This is a genomic window from Streptomyces erythrochromogenes, assembly GCF_040684695.1.
In the GTDB taxonomy this organism is placed as follows: domain Bacteria; phylum Actinomycetota; class Actinomycetes; order Streptomycetales; family Streptomycetaceae; genus Streptomyces; species Streptomyces erythrochromogenes_C.
Map to the genome: position 1 here is coordinate 124,601 of NZ_JBFBGM010000019.1, position 23,214 is coordinate 147,814.

A 23,214-nucleotide genomic window follows, 5' to 3' on the forward strand; every position below is an offset into this window, starting at 1 on the left:
AGGGAGGTCACAGCCCCGGACCCTTATGGACCTCTTGCTCCGTATGTCACCCTGGCCGTCAACCGGGTCACCCACCTGCCGCTCGACCCGGGCGACCGACCCCCACGGATGCGCCCATGCCCCCGTCGTTCCCGTCCCGAGCCGTGCCCGTCGTACTCGCCGGCGCCGTGACCGCCCTGCTGGCGGCCTGCGGGCCCTCGGCCGCCGCCGGTCCCGCGGCGCCGCCCCGGACGGCCGCGGCTTCCGCGACCGCCGCCCCGGCCACCGGCCCGGCGTCCGCCCTGCCCGCGGCCACCGCCGCGCAGGCCCCCGCGGCCACGCCCGCCCAGGATCCCGCCGACGCCCGCACCCGGGAGTCGACGCTGTCCATACCCTCCGCCGGGATATCCGGGCTGCGCGTGGTGCCGTACGAGGGCACCACCGACGACGTGCCCGGCACGCGCATCCAGGACCGCGGGCACGCGGCCAGCCCGTACGGGAAGAAGGGCGGCGTCGGACCCGGCCAGGTGGGGAACTTCCTGGTCACCGCGCACCGCCTGTCGGCCGGTGGACCGCTGCGGGACCTGCCCGCCGTGGGCGAGGGCGACACGGTGACCGTGACGGCGGGCGGGGTGCGGTACACCTACGAGATCACCGCGACCCGCAAGACGTCCTTCCGGTCGCAGCGCTCCCTCGACGAACAGCGGGCGGCGGTGCCCGGTGAACCCGGAGCGACCCCCACCCAAGCCATGATCACGATCTCGACCTGCGCGACTCCGGAGGACCACGCCGAGGGGAACTTCTGGAGCGACGCCCAGGGCAACCCCGAGCACCGCATCGACAAGGTCGGCGTCCTGCGCGGGACGACGGCCGCGCCCTAGGGTGCGGCGCGGCGGATCCGGGCCAGGACCAGGACCGTGTCGTCGGTCGCCTCGGCGGGCAGCAGGTTCGCGATGATCCGGTCGGCGGCCTCCTCCAGGGGCCCGGTCACCGTGCGCAACTGTTCCCGCAGCGCGTCGAGCCCGGCCTCGATGTCCTGCCCCCGCGCCTCGATGAGGCCGTCGGTGTAGAGGGCGAGGACCGCACCCTCGGGCAGGTCGATCGCCGACGACCGGTAGGGGACGCCGCCCACCCCCAGCGGGATCCCCAGGCCGGCGCCGATGGTCCGGACGGTGCCGTCGGGGTGGCGCAGCAGGGGCGGCGGATGGCCGGCGTTGGCGATGCGGGCACGGCCGGTGTGGGGGTCGTAGACGAGGTAGAGGCAGGTGGCCAGCTGGATGCCGGACTCCTGGGCGCACGTGTCCAGCTCGGTGAGCAGCGCCTCGGGGGTGCGGCTGTGGGCGGCCACGGCCTTGGCCGTGATGCGCAGCCGACCCATCGACGCGGCCGCCGGTACGCCGTGCCCCATGACGTCCCCGACGACCAGCGCGACCCGGTCGCCCGGCAGGTTGATCACGTCGTACCAGTCGCCGCCGACCTCCGTGATCCGGCTGCCCGGGAGGTAGCGGTGGGCGACGCTCACGTGGGCGCCGGATGCCACGGCGCTCGGCAGCAGGGCGCGCTGGAGGGTCAGTGCGATGTCCTGGACGCGGCCGTACAGGCGCGCGTTGTCCAGGCACAGGGCGGCGCGGGAGGCCAGCTCGCCGGCGAGGGTGACGTCCTGTTCGCTGAAGGCCGGGCGGTCGGTGGACCGGCCGAACATGGCGATGCCCTGGACCGTGCCCCGTGCGATGAGCGGGGCGAGGACGATCCCGCCCAGACCGCTGTCGAGCAGCAGGCGGGCCCGGTCCTGGTGGGCGGCCGTGCGGGTCGCGAAGGCCTCGTCGACGACGACGGAGAGCGGGCGGCCGCTGCTCAGCATCTGGTGGATGCCGGAGCCCGGCGGGTACGTGATCCGCTCCAGGCCGCCGACCAGCTCGGGGGCGGGCGGCGGGAGGACGGTGTCGGCGGCGATCCGGCGGGTGGTCAGCGGCAGCGCGGGGTCGAACCGTTCGTCCTCGTACATCCACTCGACCATCTCCACGACGGCGCCGTCGCAGAAGTCGGGCATGACGGCGTCGATCAGCTCGCGGGCCGTGACCTCCACGTCCAAAGTGGTGCCGACCTGGGCCGACGCGCGGTCCAGGAGGTCGAGGCGCTGCCGGGCGGCCGTCGCTTCGAGCAGCGCCTGTTCCCGGTCGGTCACGTCGACGAGCAGTCCGCCCACGCCGGGCCGGGTGTCTCCCGCGCCGCTCAGCGGGAAGAAGCTCACGGAGCGCACCTGGTCCCGGTCGGGCCGGCCGGGTGTGCGCAGCCCGACCAGCGCGCCGACCAGGGGGTCGCCCTTCTCGGCCACGGCCCGCAGCATGCGTTCGTACTCGCCGCCGTCGGACGTGATCATGATGTCGGTCATGCGCCGCCCGAGGTGCTCCAGGACCGGGAGCCCGTCCATGTCGGCCAGCACCTGGTTGAGGTGGACGTACCGCAGCTCCTCGTCGAGCATGACCAGGCCGATCGGGCAGGTCTCGAAGAGGGCGTCGAGGAAGACCAGGTTCGTCTTGACCCGGTCGAGCTCGTCGCCCCTGCTGGCCAGGCCCATGAGCACGGAGTCGCCCGCGGTCCCGGTGACCGGGAACACCCGGAAGCCGCAGTCGAAGACCCCGGCGTCGCGGTGCCGGGCGGGCATCCGGACCCGCCAGTAGCCCAGGCTCCGGCCGCGTTCCAGCAGCCGGGCCGCCCCGCCCGGGGCGCCCGGAGCCGGGTCGGGGAAGAGGACCGAGGCCGGCCGGGACAGCACCTCTTCGGCCTTGTAACCGAACAGGTTCCGTGCGCCCGGGCCCCAGTAGCGGACGCGCTCCTCGTCGTCCATGCCGAACACGGCCACCGACACGTGTTCCAGCAGCGACCCCGGTTCGGACCGGATCGGACCAGGGGTGTCGTCGTCCGCACCCCCTGGCCGGTCCGTTGGCATCGGAGGTCCCCCTTCGATCGAGGTCTCTCCTCATTGTGCCCGTCATCCGGGAGCCGGACCTCATGGCGGGGCTCGGGCCGGCCCACTCGTACCGACCGGTAATTCAAGCCAAATATTGCCATGCACCTGACAGGCCCCTGACACTTCGAGGTGGCTGTGGGACGCTCCCGGCACGCACTCCGCACCCCCTGAGAGGCCCAGCGCCTCGCCCACCCCCACCAGTACGTGGCATGGAGGAGCGACCCATGAGGCACACCACGCCCATCTCCCGCACCACACGACTCGCCCGCGCCGCCGGGATCGCGGCACTCGCCGTCGCGGCGGGCCTGGCCGGCACCGGCACCGCCCTCGCGCACGGGTCCGCCGCCCCGGCCGCGGACCAGAAGGTCGACGGCGTCATGGTCGTCGCCGGCAACAGCTGCAGCTGGACGAACGGGAGCACCAGCGCCGCCGCCCCGAACGCGCTCACCGTCGACCGCACCACGATCAACGCGCCGGGAGGCAATCTCGCCTGCGGCGGCGGCATCGCCGCCACTCTCAACAACAACCCCGCCTTCACGTTCGACGACACGGCGGGTACGGCACGGACCGATCTCATCGACATCACCGGCAGGCAGAGCTTCATCTCCTGCCGCTACAAGGCGACGAACATCGTGTGGGACCGCGACGGCACGAGCCGGAAGTACATCAACCGGGCCTTCACCGCGACCAAGGCCTCGGGCAGCTTCCTGTGTCCGGGCTCGGTGACCACCCCGGCCGGGGACGCGTCCATGCTGTTCCGCTGAGCCGGCCGAGCCACTCGCCCCACGCCCGCCTGCCTCCCGGTCCCGCACCGGGAGGCAGGCCGGTGAGAGTGTGCCGACCGGCCCCGTCGGGGGCGGCGGAGCGGGCCCGGCCGGGGCCCGCCGAGGGCCGGATCCTAGACTGCGCCGATGATCACACCCGACCCGGCGGTCCGCTCCGCCGTAGAGTCCTTCGACGCCGCGATCGCGCAGCACAGCATCTCCCGCCTGGAAGCGGCGTACGAGAGCCTCGCCACCCTCCCCAAGGAAACGCTCGCCAGGAGTTCCCGGGAGCTGGGACCGCACCTGGCCGCGCAGCTGGACGGGATGCCGCAGTGGCACGCGGCCGTCTACAGCGTGTTCGTGGGCGCCCTGGTCGAGTGGAACGCCGACGCCGTGGCCTGCGCGCGCCCCCTCCTCGCGGGGCTGCGCGCGAGCATGGAGCAGGCCCTCGAGTTCGCCCGGCTCTGGCAGGAGCACTACGGCGATGAGGAGGAGCTTCCGGATCCTTCCGGCATGCCCAGTCCGGAACAGCAGAAGGCCTTCGGCGCCGACTACGCACAGGTGTGGCACGCCCCGTACTTCGGCTGGCTCACGGTGGACCAGTGGGAGCGGGCCGCCGTGGCCGTCCTCGCCGACCCCCGGGTCCGGGCGAGCCTGATCGGCCCCGACGCGCCGGCCGACCGCGACGCGCTGGTGGAACTCACCCGCAGGCTCGAACCGCACATCGGTGACCTGCAGTGCGCACAGCGGGCGCTCCTGCTCCTCGACGACGAACCGCTCCTGGTCCTGGACCGCGCCTCCGGACGAGCCTTCCGCATGCGGATGAGCGGCATAGCCGACAACTACCAGCTCCAGACCCTGCTGGCCGGGGTGCTGATCGGTGGCGGACACCTTCCCGGGCACCGCCCCGCGGACGTCCCGAGCGCCGAGGCGCTCGCGCTGAGCACCTCCGCCCCGATCGACATGGCCCGCCTGGACCAACTGCCCGCCACCATGGAGTGCTTCAACCTCGCCGAGCCGTCGGGCCGCTGGATCTGGAGCGCGACGACTCCGGACCGGATCCCCGTGGTCGACGGGGTGCGCCGCCTCGTCCTCGACCCGCCGGTCTTCCGCCACCAGTACCAGGCCGTACGCTTCCTGCCCCGGGTGCCTGGCAGCCTGACACTCGAAGCCGTACTCGAACCGGCCGAGGCCGCACCGTACTTCACCGGCGTGCGGGAGCTGATGTCCTGGCAGGAAGCCGGCCGGTCCGCGGCGGACGGCTACTGATCGGCACTGCCGCTCCCTGCCGGCCGGAGTCCGGCCCCCGGCGTCCGGCCCGCGACGAGGAGGTGCGCCGAGGCGTCGGTGACGTCGGGGTGGTGGTCGGCGAGGCGGGCCGTGGCCAGTGCGCCGTCCAGGAGCGGGGAGTCGAGGAGCGGGGCGCCGGCGGTGCGTTCCGCCGCACGCAGGTAGGCCCAGCCGGGGCCCTCGATTCCATGCACGCGGAGGCCGGCGAGGCCGGCGGCGCCCGCCTCCTCGCGGAGTTCGGCGCCGGTGTGGAAGTGCGCGACGGTGAAGCCGCGGCTGCCGTCGTAACCGCCGTGCCGCAGCACGTCCGCGACTTCGCCGTGGAGCAGTTCGGGCGTGAGCCCGGCGTGCACGGTGTAGTCCTGGAGCAGGCTGTACCGGCTGATACCGGCGGCGGCGACGAGCCCGCCGGGCCGGGCCACGCGGACGGCCTCGACGAGGGCGGCGACCCGGTCGGCCCGGGCTGTGAGGTGGTAGAGCGGTCCGAGGAGCAGCACGACGTCGAAGGAGGCGTCCGCGGCGGTCAGGGCGCGGGCGTCGCCGAGTTCGGTCGTGCAGGCGGCGTACGCGGCGGCCTGCGCCAGGTGCTTCGGGACGGGGTCCACGAGGTGCACGGTGTGGCCGTCCTCGGCGAGCCAGCGGGCATGGGTGCCCGGACCGCCGCCGACGTCGAGGATCCTGGCCGGTCCGGGCGGTATCAGGGACCGGATCAGCTCCTGCGTCCGCAGGAGTTCGAGGCGGCCCGTCGCGGTGGTGTGGAGCCGCTCGGACTCGCCGAACTCCGTGTAGTAGTCGGTGATCTCCCTCTCGACCATGTCAGCGCTCCTTCCGGTGGGTGAGCCGAGGGTAGGGGCCCGCGGTGGGAGCAGTCGCCGGAATTTCGGGTGGCTCCGGAGGCCGCGCCCGAATCGGGGTGGCCGAACATCGCCCCTCCCGGTCGACCGCCGTCGCCCACCGGCGCACGCGCGCCGGCGCACGCGCACCGGCCCCGGGAGAGCCGCTCGCCGCATCACCCTAGAGTTGGGCCCATGGATCTTCAGGGCGAACTGATCGAGCATCCCCACTCCGTCTACGACCGGCTGCGCGACACCGCACCCGTGTGCCGCATCACCGGCACCGACGGCATGCCGGCATGGCTGGTCACGCGGTACGACGACGTACGGGCCGCCCTCGCCGATCCCCGGCTCTCCCTGGACAAGTCCCATGCGGTGGAGGGTGGTTACCGGGGGCTGTCGCTGCCTCCGGCCCTGGACGCCAACCTGCTCAACATGGACCCCCCGGACCACACCCGCATCCGCAGGCTCGTGAGCCGCGCCTTCACCCCCCGTCGCACCGAGCAGCTCCGCACGCCCATCCGCGCGACCGCGGACCGCCTCCTCGACGCCCTCGGCCCCGCCGGAACAGCCGACTTGGTGGCCGCCTACGCCGCCCCGCTTCCCATCGTCGTCATCTGCGACCTGCTGGGCGTGCCGGACGACCACCGCCTCGACTTCCGCAGTTGGACGGACGCGCTCTTCGCCCCGGACCCCAACCGGCCCGGCGCGACGAAGGAATCGGTGGTGGCGATACTCGGCTTCTTCACCGAGCTGCTGGCGCACAAGCGCAGCCGGCCCGGCGACGACCTCCTGTCCGACCTGACAGCCGTCCGCGACACCGACGGCGACCGGCTCAGCGAGGACGAGTTGATGTCGCTCGCCTTCCTCATCCTCTTCGCCGGCTACGAGAACACCGTCCAGCTCATCGGCAACGCGATCCACACCCTCCTGGAGCACCCCGAGGAGCTCGCGCGCCTGCGCAAGGACCCGTCCGCCATCCCGGCCGCCGTCGAGGAACTCGCCCGCTACGAGGGCCCGGCGCCACTCGCCATCCGCCGCTTCCCGACCGAGGACGTCACCATCGGGGGAGTCACCGTCCCGGCGGGGGAGACGGTCCTGCTCTCGCTCGCCTCCGCCAACCGCGACCCGGCCCGCTTCCCCCACCCCGACCTCCTCGACCTGGACCGCGACACCTCGGGCCACCTCGCGCTCGGCCACGGCATCCACTACTGCCTCGGCGCCCCGCTCGCCCGGGCCGAGACCGAGATCGCCCTGACCGCGCTCCTGGAGCGCTACCCCGTCCTCGAAGCCGCAAGCCCCGCCCCCCGCTGGCGCCGCTCCCTGCGCGCCCGCGGCCTGACGGAACTTCCGGTCCGCTACGACACGGCGGGCTCCCCGCACTGACCCCTGCCGGGGCGCCGGCCCCGTGACCCAGATCACCCCGAATCGAAAACCCCCACGCCGAACCGGGCGTCTATCAGGCGTGAGATCAGTCAGGGCGGCGGCGCCGCACGAAGTGGACGAGGAACGCCTCGTCCGCCTCGTGGCGAGGGGCGACCGTGCCGCATTCGAGGAGTTGTACCGGCGGACGTCGCCGTGGCTGGCGGTGCGGCTGCGCCGCCGCTGCGCCGACGAGCAGATCGTCGCCGAGGTCATGCAGGAGACGTACCTGGCGGTGTGGCGCGCGGCCGGGGCGTTCGCCGGGAGCGCCGCGGGCGGCACCGCCGTCGGATGGGTCTGGACGATAGCGGCCCGCCGCCTCGTCGACGCCTTCCGGCGGCGGGCCCACCACGCGCAGCCGCCACCCGCCGCGGCCCCGCAGCCCGTCGCGCCCGCGGCCGAGGAGGAAGCGCTCGCCGCGACCGTCGGCTCCGACGTCGGCGACGCGCTGCGGCGCCTCGCGCCCGAGCTCCGACAGGTGCTGCAGGCCATGGTCCTCGACGGGCTGTCCGTCCGGGAGACCGCCGTTCTGCTCGGGCTGCCCGAGGGCACGGTCAAGACCCGCGCCCGCAGGGCCCGGATCGCCATGAGGGAGGCGCTGTCATGAGCGTGGAACACGCTTCGGCGCGGAGCGTCGAAGCCTACGCGCGCGGCGACCGGGACATCGCCGCCGACGAGTTGTGGGCCCTGGAGGCCCATCTGGAGGCGTGCCGGGTCTGCCGTGACCGGCTGGCGGCCGCCGTCGCCGAACAGGCACCGGCCGTGACGGCGCTGGTCGACGCGGTGTGGTCCGGACTTCGAACCGAGCTGTCCGGCGCTCCCGCCGTGCCCCACGCGCGCAGCCGACGGACGGCCGGCCGGTCGGCCCGCCTGTCGCGCCGGCTGTCGAGATGGCTGACGCCGACGATGGTGCCCTGGCTGGCCATGATCACGACCGTGACCGTGCTCGCCCTCGTACTGGACCTCGCGGGCCCGGGCATCGGCACGGCCGCGGGCGAGGTGTCGCTCGTCCTGCTGCTCGCCCCCGTCCTGCCCGTGCTGGGCGTCGCGGCGTCCTGGTCGCGCGGCCTGGACCCCGCGTACGAACTGACGGCCTCCGCGCCCCGGGCCGGGCTGCCCCTGGTGCTGCGGCGCACCACCGCCGTCCTCGCCGTGCTCCTCCCCGTCCTGCTCGTCGCCGGGTGGGCCACCGGGGTCATGCTCGCGCAGTGGCTGCTGCCCTGCCTGGCCTTCACCGCCGCGACCCTGGCACTCGGCGGTCTCGTCGGCGTCACCCGCGCCGCCGTCGCCCTCGTGGCCGTATGGGCCGCCGTGGTCGTCGCACCGACCCTGGCCGCCGGCCGCGCCGCCTTCGCCCTCCAGAGCGCCGGACTGCCCGCATGGGGCCTGGCCCTCGCCCTGGGTGCCGCCGTCGTCGTCGCCCGCAGGGGCGCCTACTGCGTACTCGGAGCCCATCGATGACCCACCGGAAGGAACCCCACCCCATGCGCGCGGTGAACGCCGCCGACCTCGCACCCACCGCCTACGCCTGGGAGATCCAGGCCCGCGGGCTCAAGGTCACGGTCGGCAGGAACCGTACGGCCGTCGACGGCCTCGACCTGTCGCTCGGCACCGGAGTGCACGGCCTGCTCGGCCCCAACGGTGCGGGCAAGACCACCCTCATCCGGGCCCTCGCCACCGTCCTGAGCCCCGCCGCCGGCACCCTGGAACTGCTCGGCGAGTCCGTCGCGGGCCCGGGCGGACACCGTGCGCTGCGCCGCCGGATCGGCTACCTGCCGCAGGAGTTCGGCTACTACAAGCGCTTCACCGTGCGCGAGTTCGTCGAGTACATGGCCTGGCTGAAGGAAGTACCGGAGGCGGACATCCCGGGCGCGGTCCAGCGCGCCGTGGAACGGGTCGGCCTCGCGGACCGCGCCGACCACCGGATGAAGACCCTCTCGGGCGGGATGGTCCGCAGGGTCGGCATCGCCCAGGCCATCGTCAACGACCCGAAGGTGCTCCTCCTCGACGAACCGACCGTGGGCCTCGATCCGGCGCAGCGGCTGCGCCTGCGCCAACTGCTCCAGGAACTCGGCATGGACGCCTGCGTCGTCGTCTCCACCCACTTGGTCGAAGACGTCGCCGCGGCCTGCACCGACGTCGTGCTCTTCGCCGAGGGCCGGCTGGTCTTCCAGGGCACCCCCGACCGGCTCGCCGCCGCCGGCGGCCCCGAGCACGCCGGCGACAGCCCGCTGGAGCGCGGCTACTCGGCGCTCCTGCTCGACCCCGCCCGGCAGAGGGGGAACTGGTGAACTCCCGCGTCCTGCGCACCGAACTGCGCCGCTCCGTCGCCCCCTGGGCCGGTCTCGTCCTCCTCGCCGCACCGCTGGCGCTCCTCTACCTGATCCCCGGCCTGTGGTGGACGGGCACCGCCCGGTGGACGGCCCAGTGGACCTCCCTGGCCCTGTGGACCCGGTCCCTGCTGATCGTGCTGTGGCCGGTCGCCGTGGGGCTGGGCGCGCTCCAAGGGCTGCGGGACCACCGCTCCGGGACGGGCGAACTGCTGGCGAGCACACCGCGGCCCGCCCGCCACCGCGCCGCCGCGCTCGCCGGCGCCACCGCCCTGACCCTCACCTCGGCCTTCGTGCTCGTCGTCCTCGTCGGAGCCGTCCAGGTGCTCGCCGGCACCGGCTACCCGCACTTCGGCTGGCTGCCGATCTCGCTGGTGGGAGCGCTCTCCCTGGCCGCCGGCGGCGTACTGGGCATGGGGATCGGCCGCGCCGTACCGTTCGTGCTGACCCCGCCCGTACTGACCGTGGGCGCCCTGGTGTTCACCAACGTCCTGCGCGTCTCGGACGAGAGGGCCGTCCCGGAGGCAGCCGTCCCCAACCGCCTCGCGCTGCTGTCACCTGCGGTGGCACAGGTACGCGAGGTGCTGTTCACCCTGTCCGCCTCCGTCCACGTCGGACAGACGCTCTGGCTCCTGGGACTGGCCGCGACCGGCTTCGCCCTCCTGGCGGCGGCGTCCCCGCGGGCCCGGCTGCCGGCCCTGGCACCCGCCCTGGCCGGCGCCGTGCTCGCCCTGCTCGTCCTGCCCTCCGACCCGCGCCGCACGTACGTCGTCGACGAGGCGGCCGCCCAGCAGGTGTGCGACGGCCCCGTGTGCGTGACGAAGACGCACCGGGCACGCCTCGCCGACCTCGCCGATCCGGGCAGGAAGGCCCTCGGTCTGCTGCACCGGGTACTCGGCGACGGGGCGCCGGTGGTCATCCACGAGAGCACCACCCCGCGGGAGCTCGGCGCCGTCCCGGAACGCTACGACGGCGTCCTCGTGGTCGACTTCGACGACGCGACGATCGCCGGGGCGCGCGGCGACGCACTGGTCAGGGCCCTGGTGGCCCAGGGAATGGCCCCGGTCTGCCGCCCCCGCAGCGACCGCGAGGGCGGTCCGGCCACGGAGACCGCCGCGCAGAGCATCGCGGCGGGCTGGGTCCTCGGCGACCTGCTGCCCCTCGACGGCAGCGGCCACTCCCGGGCGGACCAACTCGCCCTGGCCGAACCGGTGTGGCGGGAGCTGGGGGCACTGCCGCCGGCCGAACAGCAGGCACGGATCAACGCCCTGCGCACCGCCGCGCTCGGCTGCGAGGGCGATCCGCTCGGTGCCCTCGCGGGCCGCGGTGAGGCATCGTGAGATGGCTGGTGCTGTACGCACGTTCGCGGCAGGTACCCGCGGCGCTCGCCGCGGCGGCGTGCGGCGCGCTGGCGGTGTGGGCCCTGGCCCGGGACGGCGCCGCAGCCCCCGGGGACCCGCGGCCCGCCGCGCTCGTCCTCACCGTCGCGGCCGCCGCGGCCTCGACCGGGCTCGGTGGACAGGACCCCGCCCTGGACCGGACCGCCGCGATCCGCTGGTGGACCCGCAGGAGCGCGCACGTACTGGCCGCGGGTGCGGCCGCCTGCGCACTGCTCCTCGGGCTCCGGGCCGTGGGGGAGGACCTGGCGACCACCGCGCTCGTGGTCCGGGACGCCGCCGGGCTGATGGGACTCGCCGCCCTCGGAGCGGTGGCGTGCGGCGCGGCGTACGCCTGGACCCTGCCCGTCGGCTGGCTGGCCCTCGCTTCCTTCTCCCCGCCCCTCACGGGCGTGCCGATGGAGGTCGTGACCTGGATGCTGCAACCGCCCGGTACCGCGGCGAGCACCTGGACCGCGGCCGTCCTCACCGTGGCCGGCACCGCCGCCTACGCGTCGACCGGTCCGAGAGGGTGACCGGGCCGGGCCGGTGACCGGGCCGGGCCGGGACTGCGGCCGCGCCCGGGCTGCCCCGGGGGTTGTCAGTGGCTCCCGGTACGTTGGTGGTGCCCGCTCGGGGAAGCGCGGGCACCGCTGCACCACGGGGGTACGACGCGATGGACACGACCACTGCACGCAGGGCTGCCGGGGACGGGGAGCACGAGCGGCCGCTCGACCTCCGGAGCGGGTGGCCGGGCCTGGCCGACGCCTTCGCACGCCTGGGCGGCGAGGACCACGAACAGGTCTGGAGCGACCTGTGGAACGACCTGTGCCACCTGAACTGCGTCGACGACGACAGCTTCCCCGCCCTCCCGTACCTGGCCGCCATCGCGGACGGCCGGGCCCCCGGCGCCCCGGAAGAGGCCGTCTCGATGGCGGGCCTCATCGTCTCGGCGGCGGACGGGGAACAGACCGCGCGCTACGCCGAGGAGATCGCCGTCTTCCTCCGCACGGCCCGCCGGCTGCTCGGTGGGACGGGCGACGACACCGCGGCCTTCGTCTACCTCCTGCAAGGAATCCTCGCCTTCGAGGGCGAGCGGGTGTGGAGCACGGGCCGCCTGGAGGGCCTGTTCACGGAGGAGTACGAGGTCGACTGCCCGGCGTGCTCGTCGACGCTGTTCGTCGCCTTCGGCGCGTACGGGACCTTCGCCTCGGCCGGTGACTACGTGACGTCCGATCCGGTCAGGGCGGCGCTGCTGCCCGCCGACCCGGCGGCCCTGGACCCGTTGCCCGCCCGCCTGCACCGCATGGCGACGGAGGCCGGACAGGAGAGGGTCGCGCACCGTCTGACGTACCTCTTCGGCCGGGCGACCTGCCCGGACTGCGAGGAGGTCTTCGCCGTGGCGGACCAGGTCCTGGAAACCTGCTAGAAGATGCGGGAAGGGAACGGAGGGGTGTCCATGCGCAGACGTCACGCGGTGGTGGCCGGGGCCGGAATCGGCGGCCTGACCGCCGCCCTCGCGCTGCACCGCCGCGGCTGGCGCGTCACCGTGTGCGAGCGCGCCCCCGAACCACCCACCACCGGCGCGGGCATCGGCCTCGCTCCCAACGCCTTGCGCGCACTCGACACCATCGGCGTCGACGCGGCCCGGGCCGCCGGGAGCGCCGTACCCGCCACGATGGGCGTACGCCGCTCCGACGGCCGGTGGCTCACCCGCGCCGAGACCGCGTACATGGCGGCCCGCTACGGCATGCCGCCGATCGCCGTACCGCGCCCGGCCTTCACCGCGGCCCTGGCCGCCGCCCTGCCGCCCGGGGCCCTGCGCTACGGCGCCACCGTGACCGGCGTGGACGACGCCGCCGGCCGCCCGACCGTCCGTACGGCCGAGGGCCCGGACCTCCCCGCCGACCTGGTCGTCGCCGCCGACGGGATCCACAGCCCCCTGCGCCGCGCGTACTTCCCCGGTCACCCCGGCCTGCACTACATCGGGGAGACGGCCTGGCGGACCCTCGTCGACGCCCCGGACCTCGCCATACCGTCCATGAGCGAGACCTGGGGCCGGGGTCAGCGCTTCGGGGTGACTCCGCTCGCCGACGGCCGGTACTACCTCTACGCCACCGCGGTCGTCCCGGCCGGCACCCGGCCGGCCGACCCGCGTGCGGAACTGAGCCGCCGCTTCGGCTCGTGGCACGACCCGATCCCGGCCCTGCTGGACCGTGTCGGCCGCTTCGACCCCGCCGACGTCCTCCAGAACGACCTGTACGACTTGGCGGCCCCGCTGCCCCGCCTGCACCACGGCCGGATCGCCTGGCTCGGCGACGCCGCCCACGCCATGGCCCCCAACCTCGGCCAGGGCGGCTGCCAGGCCATCGAGGACGCGGTGGTCCTCGCGCACCTGCTCCCGGCCGGGGACTCCGGCGACAACACGGGCTCTGGCCACGGCGCGGAATCGGGCGACGGCGCGGAATCGGGGGACGCGGTCCCGGCCGCCCTCGCCGCGTACACCGCGGCCCGCCGCGGCCGCACCGACGCCGTTCGCCTCCGTGCCCGCCGCGTCGGCCGCCTGGGTGCCCTGCGCAACCCGATCGCGGCGACGGCCCGGGACCTGGCAGTCCGTGCGACCCCGACCCGCCTGGCCCTGCGCGGCATGGACGACCTCTTCAACGGCTTCCGCCTGCCCGGCCCGACCGGGCTCACGCCAGGGTGACCCGCACCCCGAACTCGGCCAGCACGTCGAGAACGCAGGCGAACAGGTCATAGGGCCGGCCGTCCGGTGCCAGGGCGCGGGACAGGTGCTCGCGCGCCACGGCGGAGTCCCGCCAGAGCAGCGTCGCCGGGCCGCGATGGCCGAAGCCGCCGCCCAGGCAGTCGGCGAGGGCGTACAGGTCGGTGCCGAGGTAGCCGCCCGGTCCGTTGACCGCCTCGCCGAGCGCGAGGTAGAGCCCCGGCACGTCCGTGACGTGCCCGCCGTCCAGCCCGTAGGCGCGACCCGAGGGCCGGTCGACGTCCGCGTGCGGGCGGGGCCTTCGCAGGACGTGGTCCAGCCAGGCCCAGCGCTGCCGCGTGTCGAGGCCGGCCCAGGTGCCGGTCGTCCGCGGCACCCCGGCGAGCCACTGCTCCCACAGCGGCCGGGCCGGCTCCGGAACGGGCGCGGCGAGCTTGCCCTCCAGTTCCAGGTCGATCAGATCCGGACCGAGCGCCGACGGGCGCCAACCGCTGACCGTGACCCACAGCGACAGTTCGGTGAACGGTTCGCCGCGGTCGTCCCGTACCTCCAGGGCCGCTCCGCCCAGATCCAGCGTCGGCCGGGTGGCCGTCTCCAAGGCACGCCGCAGCTCCCGCCCCGGGGTCAGCCCGCGCAGGACGATCGGCGGATCCGGCCGCCCGGGCGGCGGCAGGGCGCGGGTGAACCCTCGGCAGGAGCCCAGCCGGCGCCGCCCGTCGTGCAGGAGGACGGTGCCGTGGTACTCCTCGGGCGGGGGCAGGTGGTCGGCGAGCCCGGTGACGAGGAGGCCGTCCGTCCAGGGGTGCGGCCCGAGGGCCTCGGCGTCCTCCAGCAGCCATTCGTCGAGCGCCCGGTCCTCGGGAACGCACCACATCTCACGGCCGATCCAGCCGCCTACCCCGCCTTCCCCGTGCTCCTCGGGAACCCAGCCGAACAGTTCGTACGCCTCGCGCCCGGTCGGTCCGAACAGCCCCTCCGCCTCGGCGCAGGTGCCCCAGGCGTGGCCCAGTTCCCGGTCGGTGAGCGTGTACCGCGTTCGCCCGCGACGGGCCTCGTCCTCGTCCACGGGCAGCATCATCGCCCGTTCCACCCCACCACCGCACACCGGGCGTTGTCACGGCCGGGACCTACGCTCGACCCGCACCACGCCGACGCCCTGCGCGGACCGGCCCGGATCCTGCCGCTCCTGCCCGCACACCCCGATACGCCGCGTGCGCTCGGCGTCCTCGTGAGAAGTGCCCGCGCAAGCTGCCGCGGCTGACACCCGCGACCGACACCGCGGTGGCCGGACGGCGACGCACGGTCACCGCTGGGCCGTCCGGCGGGGGTGCGGCGTGCACGCGTGTCGCGCGGAGGGGGACGATGAGAGGGCTGGGAGGGTAGGGCCGCAGTCCGCGGCGGCCGGAAGGAGAGCCCGCAGATGGGAGCGATCGAGCCCTCGCACGGCGATCCCGGAGAGGCACGGCCCACCGCGTCCGGGCCGGGCGGGCTGCTCGACGTGCTGCGCGTGGCCGCCATCCTCCTCGACGCCGACGGCAGGATCGACCTGTGGAGCCCCCAGGCCGAGGAACTGTTCGGTTACACCGCCGAGGAGGCCCTGGGGGAGTACGCGGGCCACCTGCTGCTCCACGAGGAGCACGTCCCGGTCGTGCTGGACATGTTCGCCGAGGTCATGGAGGACGGCGTCAGCTGGGTCGGCGTCTTCCCCGTCCGGCACAAGGACGGCAGCACGCGCATGGTCGAATTCCGCAACATGCGGCTGCTGGACTCCCAGCAGGAGTACTACGCCCTGGGCCTGGCGGCCGACCAGGCGACCGTACGGCAGCTCGAACGGGACCTTGCCCTGTCCGCCCGGCTCGTCGACCAGTCGCCGGTCGGCCTCGGCGTCCTCGACACCGACCTGCGCTACGTCTCGGTCAACCCGGCGGAGGAACGCCTCAACGGCGTGCCCGCCGCCGAGCACATCGGGCGCCACGTCCACGAGGTGCTGCCGGCCGTGGACCCGTCCTTCGAAGCCGCGATGCGCGAAGTGCTGGCCACCGGCGTCCCCATCGTGGACCAGTACACCGTCGGCCGTACCCCGGCCGATCCGGACCACGACCACGCCTGGTCGATCTCCTTCTACCGGCTCGAAGCCCCCAACGGGACCGTCCTCGGCGTGGCCACCGCCAGCGTGGACGTCACCGAGCGCCACCGGGCGGTCGAAGAACAGCGCCACACCGCACTCACCCTCCAGCGCAGCCTGCTGCCGCACACGCCGCCGTGGCGGCCGGGCCTGGAGGTCGCCACCCGCTACCGCCCCGCCCAGGCCACCATGGAGATCGGCGGCGACTGGTTCGACGTGATCCCGCTGAGCGGCGACAAGACCGCCCTCGTCGTCGGCGACGTCATGGGCAGCGGAGTCGGGGCCGCGGCCAGCATGGGCCAGCTGCGCACCGCCACCCGGACCCTGGCCGACCTCGACCTCGACCCCGCCCAGGTCCTGCACCACCTCGACCACGTCACCGAAGGCCTGGAGACGATCGCGACCTGCGTCTACGCCGTCTACGACCCGTGCGCGGCCCAGTGGCACCTCTCCCTGGCCGGGCACCTGCCGCCGGTCCTGCTGCGCCAGGACGGCACGCGCAGGCTCCTGGACCTGCCCACCGGCGCGCCCCTCGGCGGCGTCGGCGTCGCTTTCCACACCGTCAGCATCCCCGTCGAGGCGGGCGACCAGCTCGTCCTCTACACCGACGGCCTGGTCGAGACCCGTGACGATCCGATCGACAAGCGCCTCGACGTCCTCCTCGACGCCCTCGACGACCCCCGTCGGCCGCTGGACGAGACCTGCGACCTGCTGCTGGACACCATGCGCCACCCGGGAGTCCACGACGACGTGGCCCTCCTGATCGCCCGCGCCACCCCGGCACCCGGACAACCCGCCTGAGCCCGGCCGCCGGTGCACTCGGCCGACGCGGGAGCGCGGGGACGGCGCGCTCACGCCATGTCGGCCCCGGTGGCGGTGGTGGTGGCCCCGGTGGTGGTGGCCAGGCGCAGGGCCGCCACCAGTTCGCGGTACAGCGGATCCGTCTCCAGCAGCTCCTCGTGGGTACCGCGGGCGCGGATGCGGCCCGCCTCCATGACCACGATCAGGTCGGCGTCGACCACCGTCGAAAGGCGGTGCGCCACCGTCACCACCGCGCCCGTCGCCGCCCGGCTGCGGATGCAGTCCTGCACCGCGGCCTCCGTCAGCCCGTCCAGCTGTGCGGTCGCCTCGTCCAGCAGCAGGACCTCCGGGGTCCGCAGCAGGGCCCGCGCGAGCGCGATGCGCTGGCGTTCGCCCCCGGACACGTGCGCCGACGACAGCGGACTGTCCAGACCCGCTTCGAGCGCCTCGACCTTCTCCGACAGCCGCACGTCCCGCAGCACGCGGAGGAGTTCCTCGTCGGTGGCGTCCGGCCGGGCGAGCAGCAGGTTGTCGCGGAGGGTGCCGGGCACGACGGGGGTGTCCTGTTCGACGTACGCCAGCCGCGCCCGCACCTCGGCGTGGCTGTGGTCGCGGTACGGCCGTCCGTTCAGGAGCAGTTCGCCGTCGAGGGGCTCCAGGAACCGCAGGACGAGCGAGAACAGGGTGGTCTTGCCCGCGCCGGACGGCCCGACGATCGCGGTGTGACCGAGCCGGGGGACCGCCAGCCGCACGTCGGTGACGGCGTGCGCGGCGTCGGGACCGTACGCGGCGCTGACACCGCGCAGTTCGAGCACGGGCACCTCCGTCCGGGCGCCGGAGTCCGCCGTACGGTCGGTCCTCCCGTCGGGCTGCCGCGGCACGGTCTCGTCGCCCTCCGCCGTCAAGTCGGCCGTCTGCCGGATGCGTTCGGCCGCGGCCATCCCCGCCTGCAGGGAGGTCACGTTCTGGCTGAGCGTGCTGACCGGCTCCATCAGCGTGAACGCGTACAGCAGGAAGGCGATCAGGCTGGAGACCTCCAGGCTCCCCTCGCCGACCCGCCAGGCACCGACGCCCAGGATCGCGATGATGGCCAGCTGGATGCCGGACCCCGCGACCGTCCAGGCCAGGGCCTCCTGGCGGACCGCCCGGATGCCGTAGTCCGCAGCGGCCCGCGCGTCGGCCACGATCCGTTCGGCGGCCCGCTCCTCGGCGCGGCTCACCTTCACGGTGCGGATCGCGCGCAGCGTGCCCTCCAGCAGGCCGCCGAGCCGGCCGATGTGCTCCTGGGAGCGCTGCTGAGCCTGGCCGATGCCCGGCATGAGCAGCGCGAAGAGCGCGGCTGTCACAGCCACCGCGGCCATGGTCGTGCCGAGCAGCACCAGGTCGAGCACGCCCATCAGGACGAGGCTGCCCACGAGCATGACGGAGCCGTTGACCAGGCCTACGAACGACTGCGCGGTGGCCTCGCGGAGCAGGACGGTGTCCGAGGTCACGCGGGTGACGAGCTCACCGGTCGGGCGCCGGGTGAGGGCGGGCACGGTGGCGTGCAGGAACCGTCGCACCATCGACTCGCGCGCCTCCAGCACGACCCGCTCGCCCACCGTGCCGAGCATGCACCACTGCCGGTACGAGACGGCCGCGCCGACGACGAGGAGCACGAACAGCGCGATCACGGGGCCGGTGAGCGAGGCGGAGTCGTTCAGGGCGTCCAGCACCCACTTGGTGATCATGGGCGTGGCCAGGCCGAGGGCGGAGCCGGCCAGGGCCAGGGCCAGCCCCATGGCGAGCGTGCGGCGGTGGGGGCGGGCGAAGGACCACAGGACGCGCAGCCGGGGCGCGTCGAAGCCGGCGCGGGGCGGGGGTGTCGAGTCAGCCATGCCGAAAATGGAACACGGGTGTTCCAATACGGTCAAGTGAGTTTCATTACGGGCGCGCTACCGTACGCCCATGGAGCAGCACCACATCGCGACGGCGGCCACCGAGACCGCCACCCGCGCCCGCACCCGGCGCGCGATCCTCGACGCCGCCGTCACCGTCCTGTCGGCCCACCACGGAGCGTCGCTCGCGGACGTGGCCGAGGCCGCCGGTGTCGGACGCACGACCGTCCACCGGTACTTCGCCGAGCGCTCGGACCTGGTCGCCGCGCTCGGGGCGGACGTACGGGAGCGGCTGCAGGAGGCGACCGTACGCGCGCGGGTGGAGGACGGCCCGGCCCCGAAGGCGCTGGAGCGGCTCTGCCTGGAGTACTTCGAGCTGGGGGACCGGCTCATGCTCCTCTTCGACGTGCCGCAGTTCCTGAGCTGGGCGGGCTTCGAGGAGGAGACCGACTCCGACCGCGTCCTGGTCCGCCTCATCGAACGCGGCCAGGCCGAGGGCACGGTGGACGCCGAGGCGGACGCCGAATGGCTCCAGAACGTGCTGTGGTCCCTGCTGTACGCGGCCTGGATGCAGGCACGCGACTACGGCACGCCCCGCCACACCGCCCTCTCGTCGTGCCTCCACACCCTGCGCAAGGCCCTGGCGGCCTCCTGATTCAGCGGGCGTCCCGTCCGGCGAGGACCAGCCGGCGCCCCGCCCGGTCGATCTCCGTCACGACGACCCCACCGCGGTGCCGTCGGCGAACGCCCGGAAGGGATCGGGCACGGTCGCGCGCAAGGAGAGCCGCCCCTCGCCGTTCCACATCCATGCGGCCGAGCTTCGCTCAGGACGGTGGCGGGGTCGGGGCGGCGGCGTGCGGCCGGGAGTCGGCGGAGGGACGCTGAAAAGGTGGGGTCAGGCCGGCGACCGGGCGCCGGCAGGATGCGAGGTCAGCCATGACGAGTCGGAGCAAGGAGCACGCGCTCGACCACGTGGTGGTCGTCGTGTTCGAGAACCGGTCGCTGGACAACCTGCTGGGCCGGCTGTACGGGCCGCGGGACGGGAAGACCTTCGAGGGAGTGATCGGCAAGGAGCTCTCGAACCCGATCCCGGCATGGGCCGAGCACGGCGCGGACCGCGCGGTGGTGCCGTACGCGGTGGCGACCGACATGGACAGCCCCAACCCCGATACGGGAGAGGAGTATCCGCACACCAACACCCAGCTCTTCGACATCCTCGGCGAGGAGAACCGCTTCAAGCTCGGCGAGGAGATCTCGGATCCGTACAACGCGCCCGAGCCCGGTCGCGCGCCCACGATGGACGGCTTCGTCACCGACTACATCAGCACGCTGACCGGCGAACTGGGCCGCCAGCCCACCTACGACGAGTACGCACAGGTGATGACCGGCTTCACCCCCGAGCAGGTCCCCGTGCTGAGCGGCCTGGCCCGCGCCTTCGGCGTGTTCGACCACTGGTTCAGCGAGGTGCCGTCACAGACGTTCACCAACCGGTCGTTCTGGACCGCCGCCACCGCTTCGGGACTCGTCGTGAACTCGCCGGTGAGGAACTGGATCCTGAAGAACGACGCGGAGACGGTCTTCGACCGGATCGAACGGCAAGGCCGGACCTGGAAGGTGTACGTCGCCGAGCCGGACCGCTTCTCCATCACCGGCCTGATCCACTACCCGCGACTGAAGGACCGCTTCGACACGCACTTCGTGCCGTTCTCGCAGTTCGAGACCGACGCGGCCGGCGGCGATCTGCCCGACCTGTCGTTCATCGAGCCGAGCCTGGTCCTCGGGCACGGGGACTACCACCCGGCGTTCTCGCGCGTCCTCGGCCACGGTGTCGTGATCCGCGGCGCAGACCCGCCGTCCTCCGTCCTCGGCGGCGAGGCGTTCCTGGCCCGGATCTACGACGCCTACCGGGGCATGCAGTCGGCCGGCGGCTCGAACGTGTGGAACACGGCCCTGCTGATCGGCTGGGACGAGCCCGGCGGCACCTTCGACCACGTCCCGCCCGGACCGGTGCCGCCGCCCGACCCGTCCGCTCCGGCCGGACAGCTCGGGTTCGGGTTCGACCGCTCCGGCTACCGGGTCCCGGCCGTCCTGGTCTCCCCGTGGGTGGAGGAAGGCCGGGTGTTCAACGAGGAGCACCGCCACACCTCACTGATCGCGACCCTGCGCGAGCGGTGGGACCTCGGCGCCCCCTTCACCGGGCGCGACGCCGCTGCCCGGACCCTCTCCCACGCCTTCACCCTCGACAGCCCGCGGGACCCGGCCACCTGGCCGGCGCCGGTCCCGCACCCCGTGCCCCGGTACGTCGAGGACGCCCTGCTCGTCGGCAGGACCCTCTCCGCCCTGGGCAGGGCGGCCTTCGAAGGGATCCGGGCCTTCGCGGACCATCACGGCATCCGGATCGAGGGGCTCCCCGACGATCCAGCGACCGAGGTCCCGCCGGAACAGGCCCTGCGGATCATGCGGGACTTCCTCGCCCTCCACTTCCCGCGCCTGGCGCCGCCCGGCGGCTGACCCGCGGCCGGCCCGCTACGGGTTGGTGCGCGCCGGGAAGGTGAAGCGGTAGCCCTGCTCGGTGAGCCAGGGCAGGTACTGCTCGAGGGCCGCCACGGTCTCGCTGCGGTCGCCGCCGCCGTCGTGGAAGAGGACGGTCGGCTGCTGGGGGAGCTTGCCCTCCAGGGAGGAGATGATCGCCGGCAGGCCGGGACGGCTCCAGTCCTTGGGGTCCACGCTCCAGCCCAGCGGCCGCATCCCGCTCTCCGCGGCGATCGCCCGGCTGTCGGGCGTGAAAGCGCCGCCCGGTGCGCGGTAGTAGCCGACCGGTACCCCCGGAGCGGCCTTCTCGATCATGGCCTTGGCCTCGAGGATCTGCTGCTTCTGGTAGGCGACGGGCTTGTGGTCCATGGTCACGTCGTGGTCGACGGAGTGGTTGCACAGGCGGTGCCCGTCGGCGGCGACCGAGCGCACGAGTTCCGGGTACTTCTGCGCCTTGGTTCCGATCATGCAGAAGGTGGCCTTGACGTGGTTCTTCCGCAGCACCTCCAGGACCTGGGGCGTCCAGCGGGGGTCCGGGCCGTCGTCGATGGTGATCGCGACGTCGCGGCCCGGGCCCTCGGCCAGCCGGGAGATCGCCAGGGGTATCCCCGCGGCGCTGCGCGCGTTCGCGGCCTTTGCGGCGTGCGCGGAGTTCTCGGCCGACGCGGCCGAGCCGGCGGGCTTTCCGGCCGACGGTTTCCCGGCCGCCGCGGGCTTTCCGGCCGAGCCGGGCTGGACCTTCGTCGTCGTGCCGGCCGCGGGCTTGTCGGCCCTGCCCGCCTCGGGATTCTTCGCCGAGCCTGCCGCGGGCCTGTCCGCCGCGCCTGCGGCCGGCTTGTCCGCGGAGCCGTCGGTGGCGGCGAGGGCCGGGGCGGCGGTGACGGCCAGGATGCCGAGGACGGCCGCCGTGGCGACGGGTCCCGTCCGCCGGACGCGGCGGGCGGAACTGCTGGTGATGCCCATGGAGGCGCTCTTCCTTTGCGCTCGGCCCCCCGAAATCGCGTTGCCGATCCAGGCTAGGTCATCCGTTCGGGAGCCCTCCTCGGTCGATCGGCCGGCTCCAGGCCCGGTACTACTGGCCGAAACGGGGCATTCCGGGCTCGCGGCGTTCCGTCACGTGTGAGGAGTCTCACCGGCGGGCGGGGCCCCGGCCGTGACCCGGCGGCGCCTCACCATCGCCGTGTGCAGCAGCCAGCCGCCCGCCGCGCCGACCGCGTACCAGAACAGGTCCGGCGCGTTGAAGGTCGAACCGAGTACCAGCCGGGCGGCCACGCTGTCCCGGGACAGTTCCGCCGGTACCGGGCTGAGCTGGAAGAACTCGACGGCCCAGCTGACCGCGAGCGCGGCCCCGGCGGCCCGCAGCGGCGTCCACCGGGGCGCGACGAGCACGACGAGGGTCAGCAGCAGGACGGTGTACAGCGCGTCCCCGCCGTACTTGGCCACGCTCCCCACCGTCACGGCCCGCAGCCCGAGTCCCGCGCCGACCGTGACCACGGCCGCCCCCGCCGCCACCACGCGGATCCGTACGGGGTCGGGGTAGGGGGCTTCGGCACGGTCGGCGGTCACGGGTGCGAGGCTCATCGGGCCATCCTGCCGGAGCCGGCCGGGCCGAGCGCCCCACCGTTCGGCGGGCCCCGCCCGCCCGACCCTCGCTCAAGTGCCGGGAGAAACCCGTGGAGACGGCGCAGGACCCGTCCCTATGATGGCGCGATGGCGCCGATCAAGAAGTTCCAGCTCACTTTCGACTGCGCACAGCCCGAGCGTGTCGCCCGCTTCTGGTGCGAGGCCCTCGGGTACGTCGTGCCGCCGCCACCGGAAGGGTTCGCCGACTGGGACGCGTTCGACCGGGCCCTGCCGCCCGAGCGCCAGGGATCGGCGTTCGCGTGCGTCGACCCCTCGGGGGTGGGCCCCCGGCTGTTCTTCCAGCGCGTCCCCGAAGGCAAGGTCGTCAAGAACCGCCTCCACATCGACGTCCGCGTGGGCACCGGCCTCGTCGGCGACGAGCGCGTGGCGGCCCTGGAGGCCGAATGCACCCGCCTGGTCGCGCTCGGCGCGTCACGCGTGCGGCTGCTCCTCGCCGACGGCGTGAACGAGTCCTGCCTCGTGATGCAGGACGTGGAGGGCAACGAGTTCTGCCTCGACTGAGCACCGTGCCGCTGCCGGCCGGGGGGCCGGCAGCGGCACGGCAG

At 74.1% G+C, this 23,214-nt stretch carries 21 protein-coding genes; 15 read left to right on the plus strand and 6 right to left on the minus strand.

The features are described from left to right. Positions 1-116 precede the first annotated feature (116 nt). The gene (locus tag AB0O53_RS25955) at positions 117-860 is read left to right on the plus strand and encodes a class E sortase (protein WP_365198601.1); all 744 of its coding nucleotides are present in this window, start codon (positions 117-119) and stop codon (positions 858-860) included. Here AB0O53_RS25955 and AB0O53_RS25960 read toward each other — a convergent pair. After that, on the minus strand, positions 857-2,929 hold the full coding sequence (locus AB0O53_RS25960; protein ID WP_365198604.1) for a SpoIIE family protein phosphatase: 2,073 nt from the start codon (positions 2,927-2,929) through the stop codon (positions 857-859). The two genes, AB0O53_RS25955 and AB0O53_RS25960, sit on opposite strands and share 4 nt — an antisense overlap. Positions 2,930-3,174: 245 nt before the next feature. On the opposite strand from AB0O53_RS25960, the gene AB0O53_RS25965 reads away from it, so the two are divergent. After that, a complete protein-coding gene (locus tag AB0O53_RS25965) occupies positions 3,175-3,714 on the plus strand; it encodes a hypothetical protein (RefSeq protein ID WP_350995604.1) in 540 nt (179 codons plus the stop codon). Between the two features lie 147 nt (positions 3,715-3,861). Further along, the gene (locus tag AB0O53_RS25970) at positions 3,862-4,983 is read left to right on the plus strand and encodes a hypothetical protein (RefSeq protein ID WP_350995606.1); all 1,122 of its coding nucleotides are present in this window, start codon (positions 3,862-3,864) and stop codon (positions 4,981-4,983) included. Here the strand turns inward: AB0O53_RS25970 and AB0O53_RS25975 are convergent. Next, a complete protein-coding gene (locus tag AB0O53_RS25975; RefSeq protein ID WP_365198607.1) occupies positions 4,977-5,819 on the minus strand; it encodes a class I SAM-dependent methyltransferase in 843 nt (280 codons plus the stop codon). The two genes, AB0O53_RS25970 and AB0O53_RS25975, sit on opposite strands and share 7 nt — an antisense overlap. 213 nt (positions 5,820-6,032) lie before the next feature. Here AB0O53_RS25975 and AB0O53_RS25980 point away from each other — a divergent pair, with 213 nt between their 5' ends. The 8 genes from AB0O53_RS25980 to AB0O53_RS26015 all read left to right on the plus strand — a co-directional run bounded on the left by AB0O53_RS25980 (position 6,033) and on the right by AB0O53_RS26015 (position 13,672). Further along, entirely contained in the window at positions 6,033-7,223 is a 1,191-nt protein-coding gene (locus AB0O53_RS25980; RefSeq protein ID WP_365198609.1) for a cytochrome P450 family protein, read from the plus strand. A gap of 79 nt (positions 7,224-7,302) precedes the next feature. Then, on the plus strand, positions 7,303-7,866 hold the full coding sequence (locus tag AB0O53_RS25985) for an RNA polymerase sigma factor (protein WP_350995612.1): 564 nt from the start codon (positions 7,303-7,305) through the stop codon (positions 7,864-7,866). Continuing rightward, positions 7,863-8,720: a zf-HC2 domain-containing protein gene (locus AB0O53_RS25990; RefSeq protein WP_365198613.1), complete on the plus strand. Its 858-nt coding sequence runs from the start codon at positions 7,863-7,865 to the stop codon at positions 8,718-8,720. Before AB0O53_RS25985 ends, AB0O53_RS25990 begins: the two co-directional genes overlap by 4 nt. Next, on the plus strand, positions 8,717-9,550 hold the full coding sequence (locus AB0O53_RS25995; protein WP_365198616.1) for an ABC transporter ATP-binding protein: 834 nt from the start codon (positions 8,717-8,719) through the stop codon (positions 9,548-9,550). The genes AB0O53_RS25990 and AB0O53_RS25995 overlap by 4 nt, the downstream gene beginning before the upstream one ends. After that, complete coding sequence (locus tag AB0O53_RS26000) at positions 9,547-10,929, plus strand: hypothetical protein (protein WP_365198618.1); 1,383 nt, start codon at positions 9,547-9,549, stop codon at positions 10,927-10,929. The genes AB0O53_RS25995 and AB0O53_RS26000 overlap by 4 nt, the downstream gene beginning before the upstream one ends. After that, complete coding sequence (locus AB0O53_RS26005; RefSeq protein ID WP_350995620.1) at positions 10,926-11,501, plus strand: hypothetical protein; 576 nt, start codon at positions 10,926-10,928, stop codon at positions 11,499-11,501. Before AB0O53_RS26000 ends, AB0O53_RS26005 begins: the two co-directional genes overlap by 4 nt. Before the next feature lie 140 nt (positions 11,502-11,641). Next, a complete protein-coding gene (locus AB0O53_RS26010) occupies positions 11,642-12,394 on the plus strand; it encodes a hypothetical protein (RefSeq protein ID WP_350995622.1) in 753 nt (250 codons plus the stop codon). Positions 12,395-12,424: 30 nt separating this feature from the next. Then, the gene (locus AB0O53_RS26015) at positions 12,425-13,672 is read left to right on the plus strand and encodes an FAD-dependent oxidoreductase (protein ID WP_365198620.1); all 1,248 of its coding nucleotides are present in this window, start codon (positions 12,425-12,427) and stop codon (positions 13,670-13,672) included. Here AB0O53_RS26015 and AB0O53_RS26020 read toward each other — a convergent pair. Next, positions 13,659-14,765 carry a barstar family protein gene (locus AB0O53_RS26020; protein WP_365198652.1) on the minus strand — a complete coding sequence of 369 codons (1,107 nt, stop codon included), beginning with the start codon at positions 14,763-14,765 and terminating at the stop codon, positions 13,659-13,661. The genes AB0O53_RS26015 and AB0O53_RS26020 overlap by 14 nt on opposite strands. 345 nt (positions 14,766-15,110) lie before the next feature. Here AB0O53_RS26020 and AB0O53_RS26025 point away from each other — a divergent pair, with 345 nt between their 5' ends. After that, positions 15,111-16,616 carry a SpoIIE family protein phosphatase gene (locus AB0O53_RS26025; RefSeq protein WP_350995625.1) on the plus strand — a complete coding sequence of 502 codons (1,506 nt, stop codon included), beginning with the start codon at positions 15,111-15,113 and terminating at the stop codon, positions 16,614-16,616. Between the two features lie 50 nt (positions 16,617-16,666). Here AB0O53_RS26025 and AB0O53_RS26030 read toward each other — a convergent pair whose 3' ends face one another. Beyond that, entirely contained in the window at positions 16,667-18,493 is a 1,827-nt protein-coding gene (locus AB0O53_RS26030; protein WP_365198623.1) for an ABC transporter ATP-binding protein, read from the minus strand. Between the two features lie 70 nt (positions 18,494-18,563). On the opposite strand from AB0O53_RS26030, the gene AB0O53_RS26035 reads away from it, so the two are divergent. Beyond that, the gene (locus AB0O53_RS26035; protein WP_350995630.1) at positions 18,564-19,148 is read left to right on the plus strand and encodes a TetR/AcrR family transcriptional regulator; all 585 of its coding nucleotides are present in this window, start codon (positions 18,564-18,566) and stop codon (positions 19,146-19,148) included. Between the two features lie 281 nt (positions 19,149-19,429). Next, a complete protein-coding gene (locus tag AB0O53_RS26040) occupies positions 19,430-21,004 on the plus strand; it encodes an alkaline phosphatase family protein (protein WP_365198627.1) in 1,575 nt (524 codons plus the stop codon). A 15-nt stretch (positions 21,005-21,019) separates the two neighbouring features. On the opposite strand, the gene AB0O53_RS26045 is transcribed toward AB0O53_RS26040, so the two are convergent. Further along, positions 21,020-21,988, minus strand: coding sequence for a polysaccharide deacetylase family protein (locus AB0O53_RS26045; protein ID WP_350995636.1), 969 nt, complete (start codon positions 21,986-21,988; stop codon positions 21,020-21,022). Between the two features lie 150 nt (positions 21,989-22,138). Then, on the minus strand, positions 22,139-22,606 hold the full coding sequence (locus tag AB0O53_RS26050; protein WP_350995639.1) for a ribosomal maturation YjgA family protein: 468 nt from the start codon (positions 22,604-22,606) through the stop codon (positions 22,139-22,141). 129 nt (positions 22,607-22,735) lie between these two features. On the opposite strand from AB0O53_RS26050, the gene AB0O53_RS26055 reads away from it, so the two are divergent. Next, on the plus strand, positions 22,736-23,170 hold the full coding sequence (locus AB0O53_RS26055; RefSeq protein ID WP_350995642.1) for a VOC family protein: 435 nt from the start codon (positions 22,736-22,738) through the stop codon (positions 23,168-23,170). The last annotated feature ends 44 nt before the right edge of the window (positions 23,171-23,214 follow it).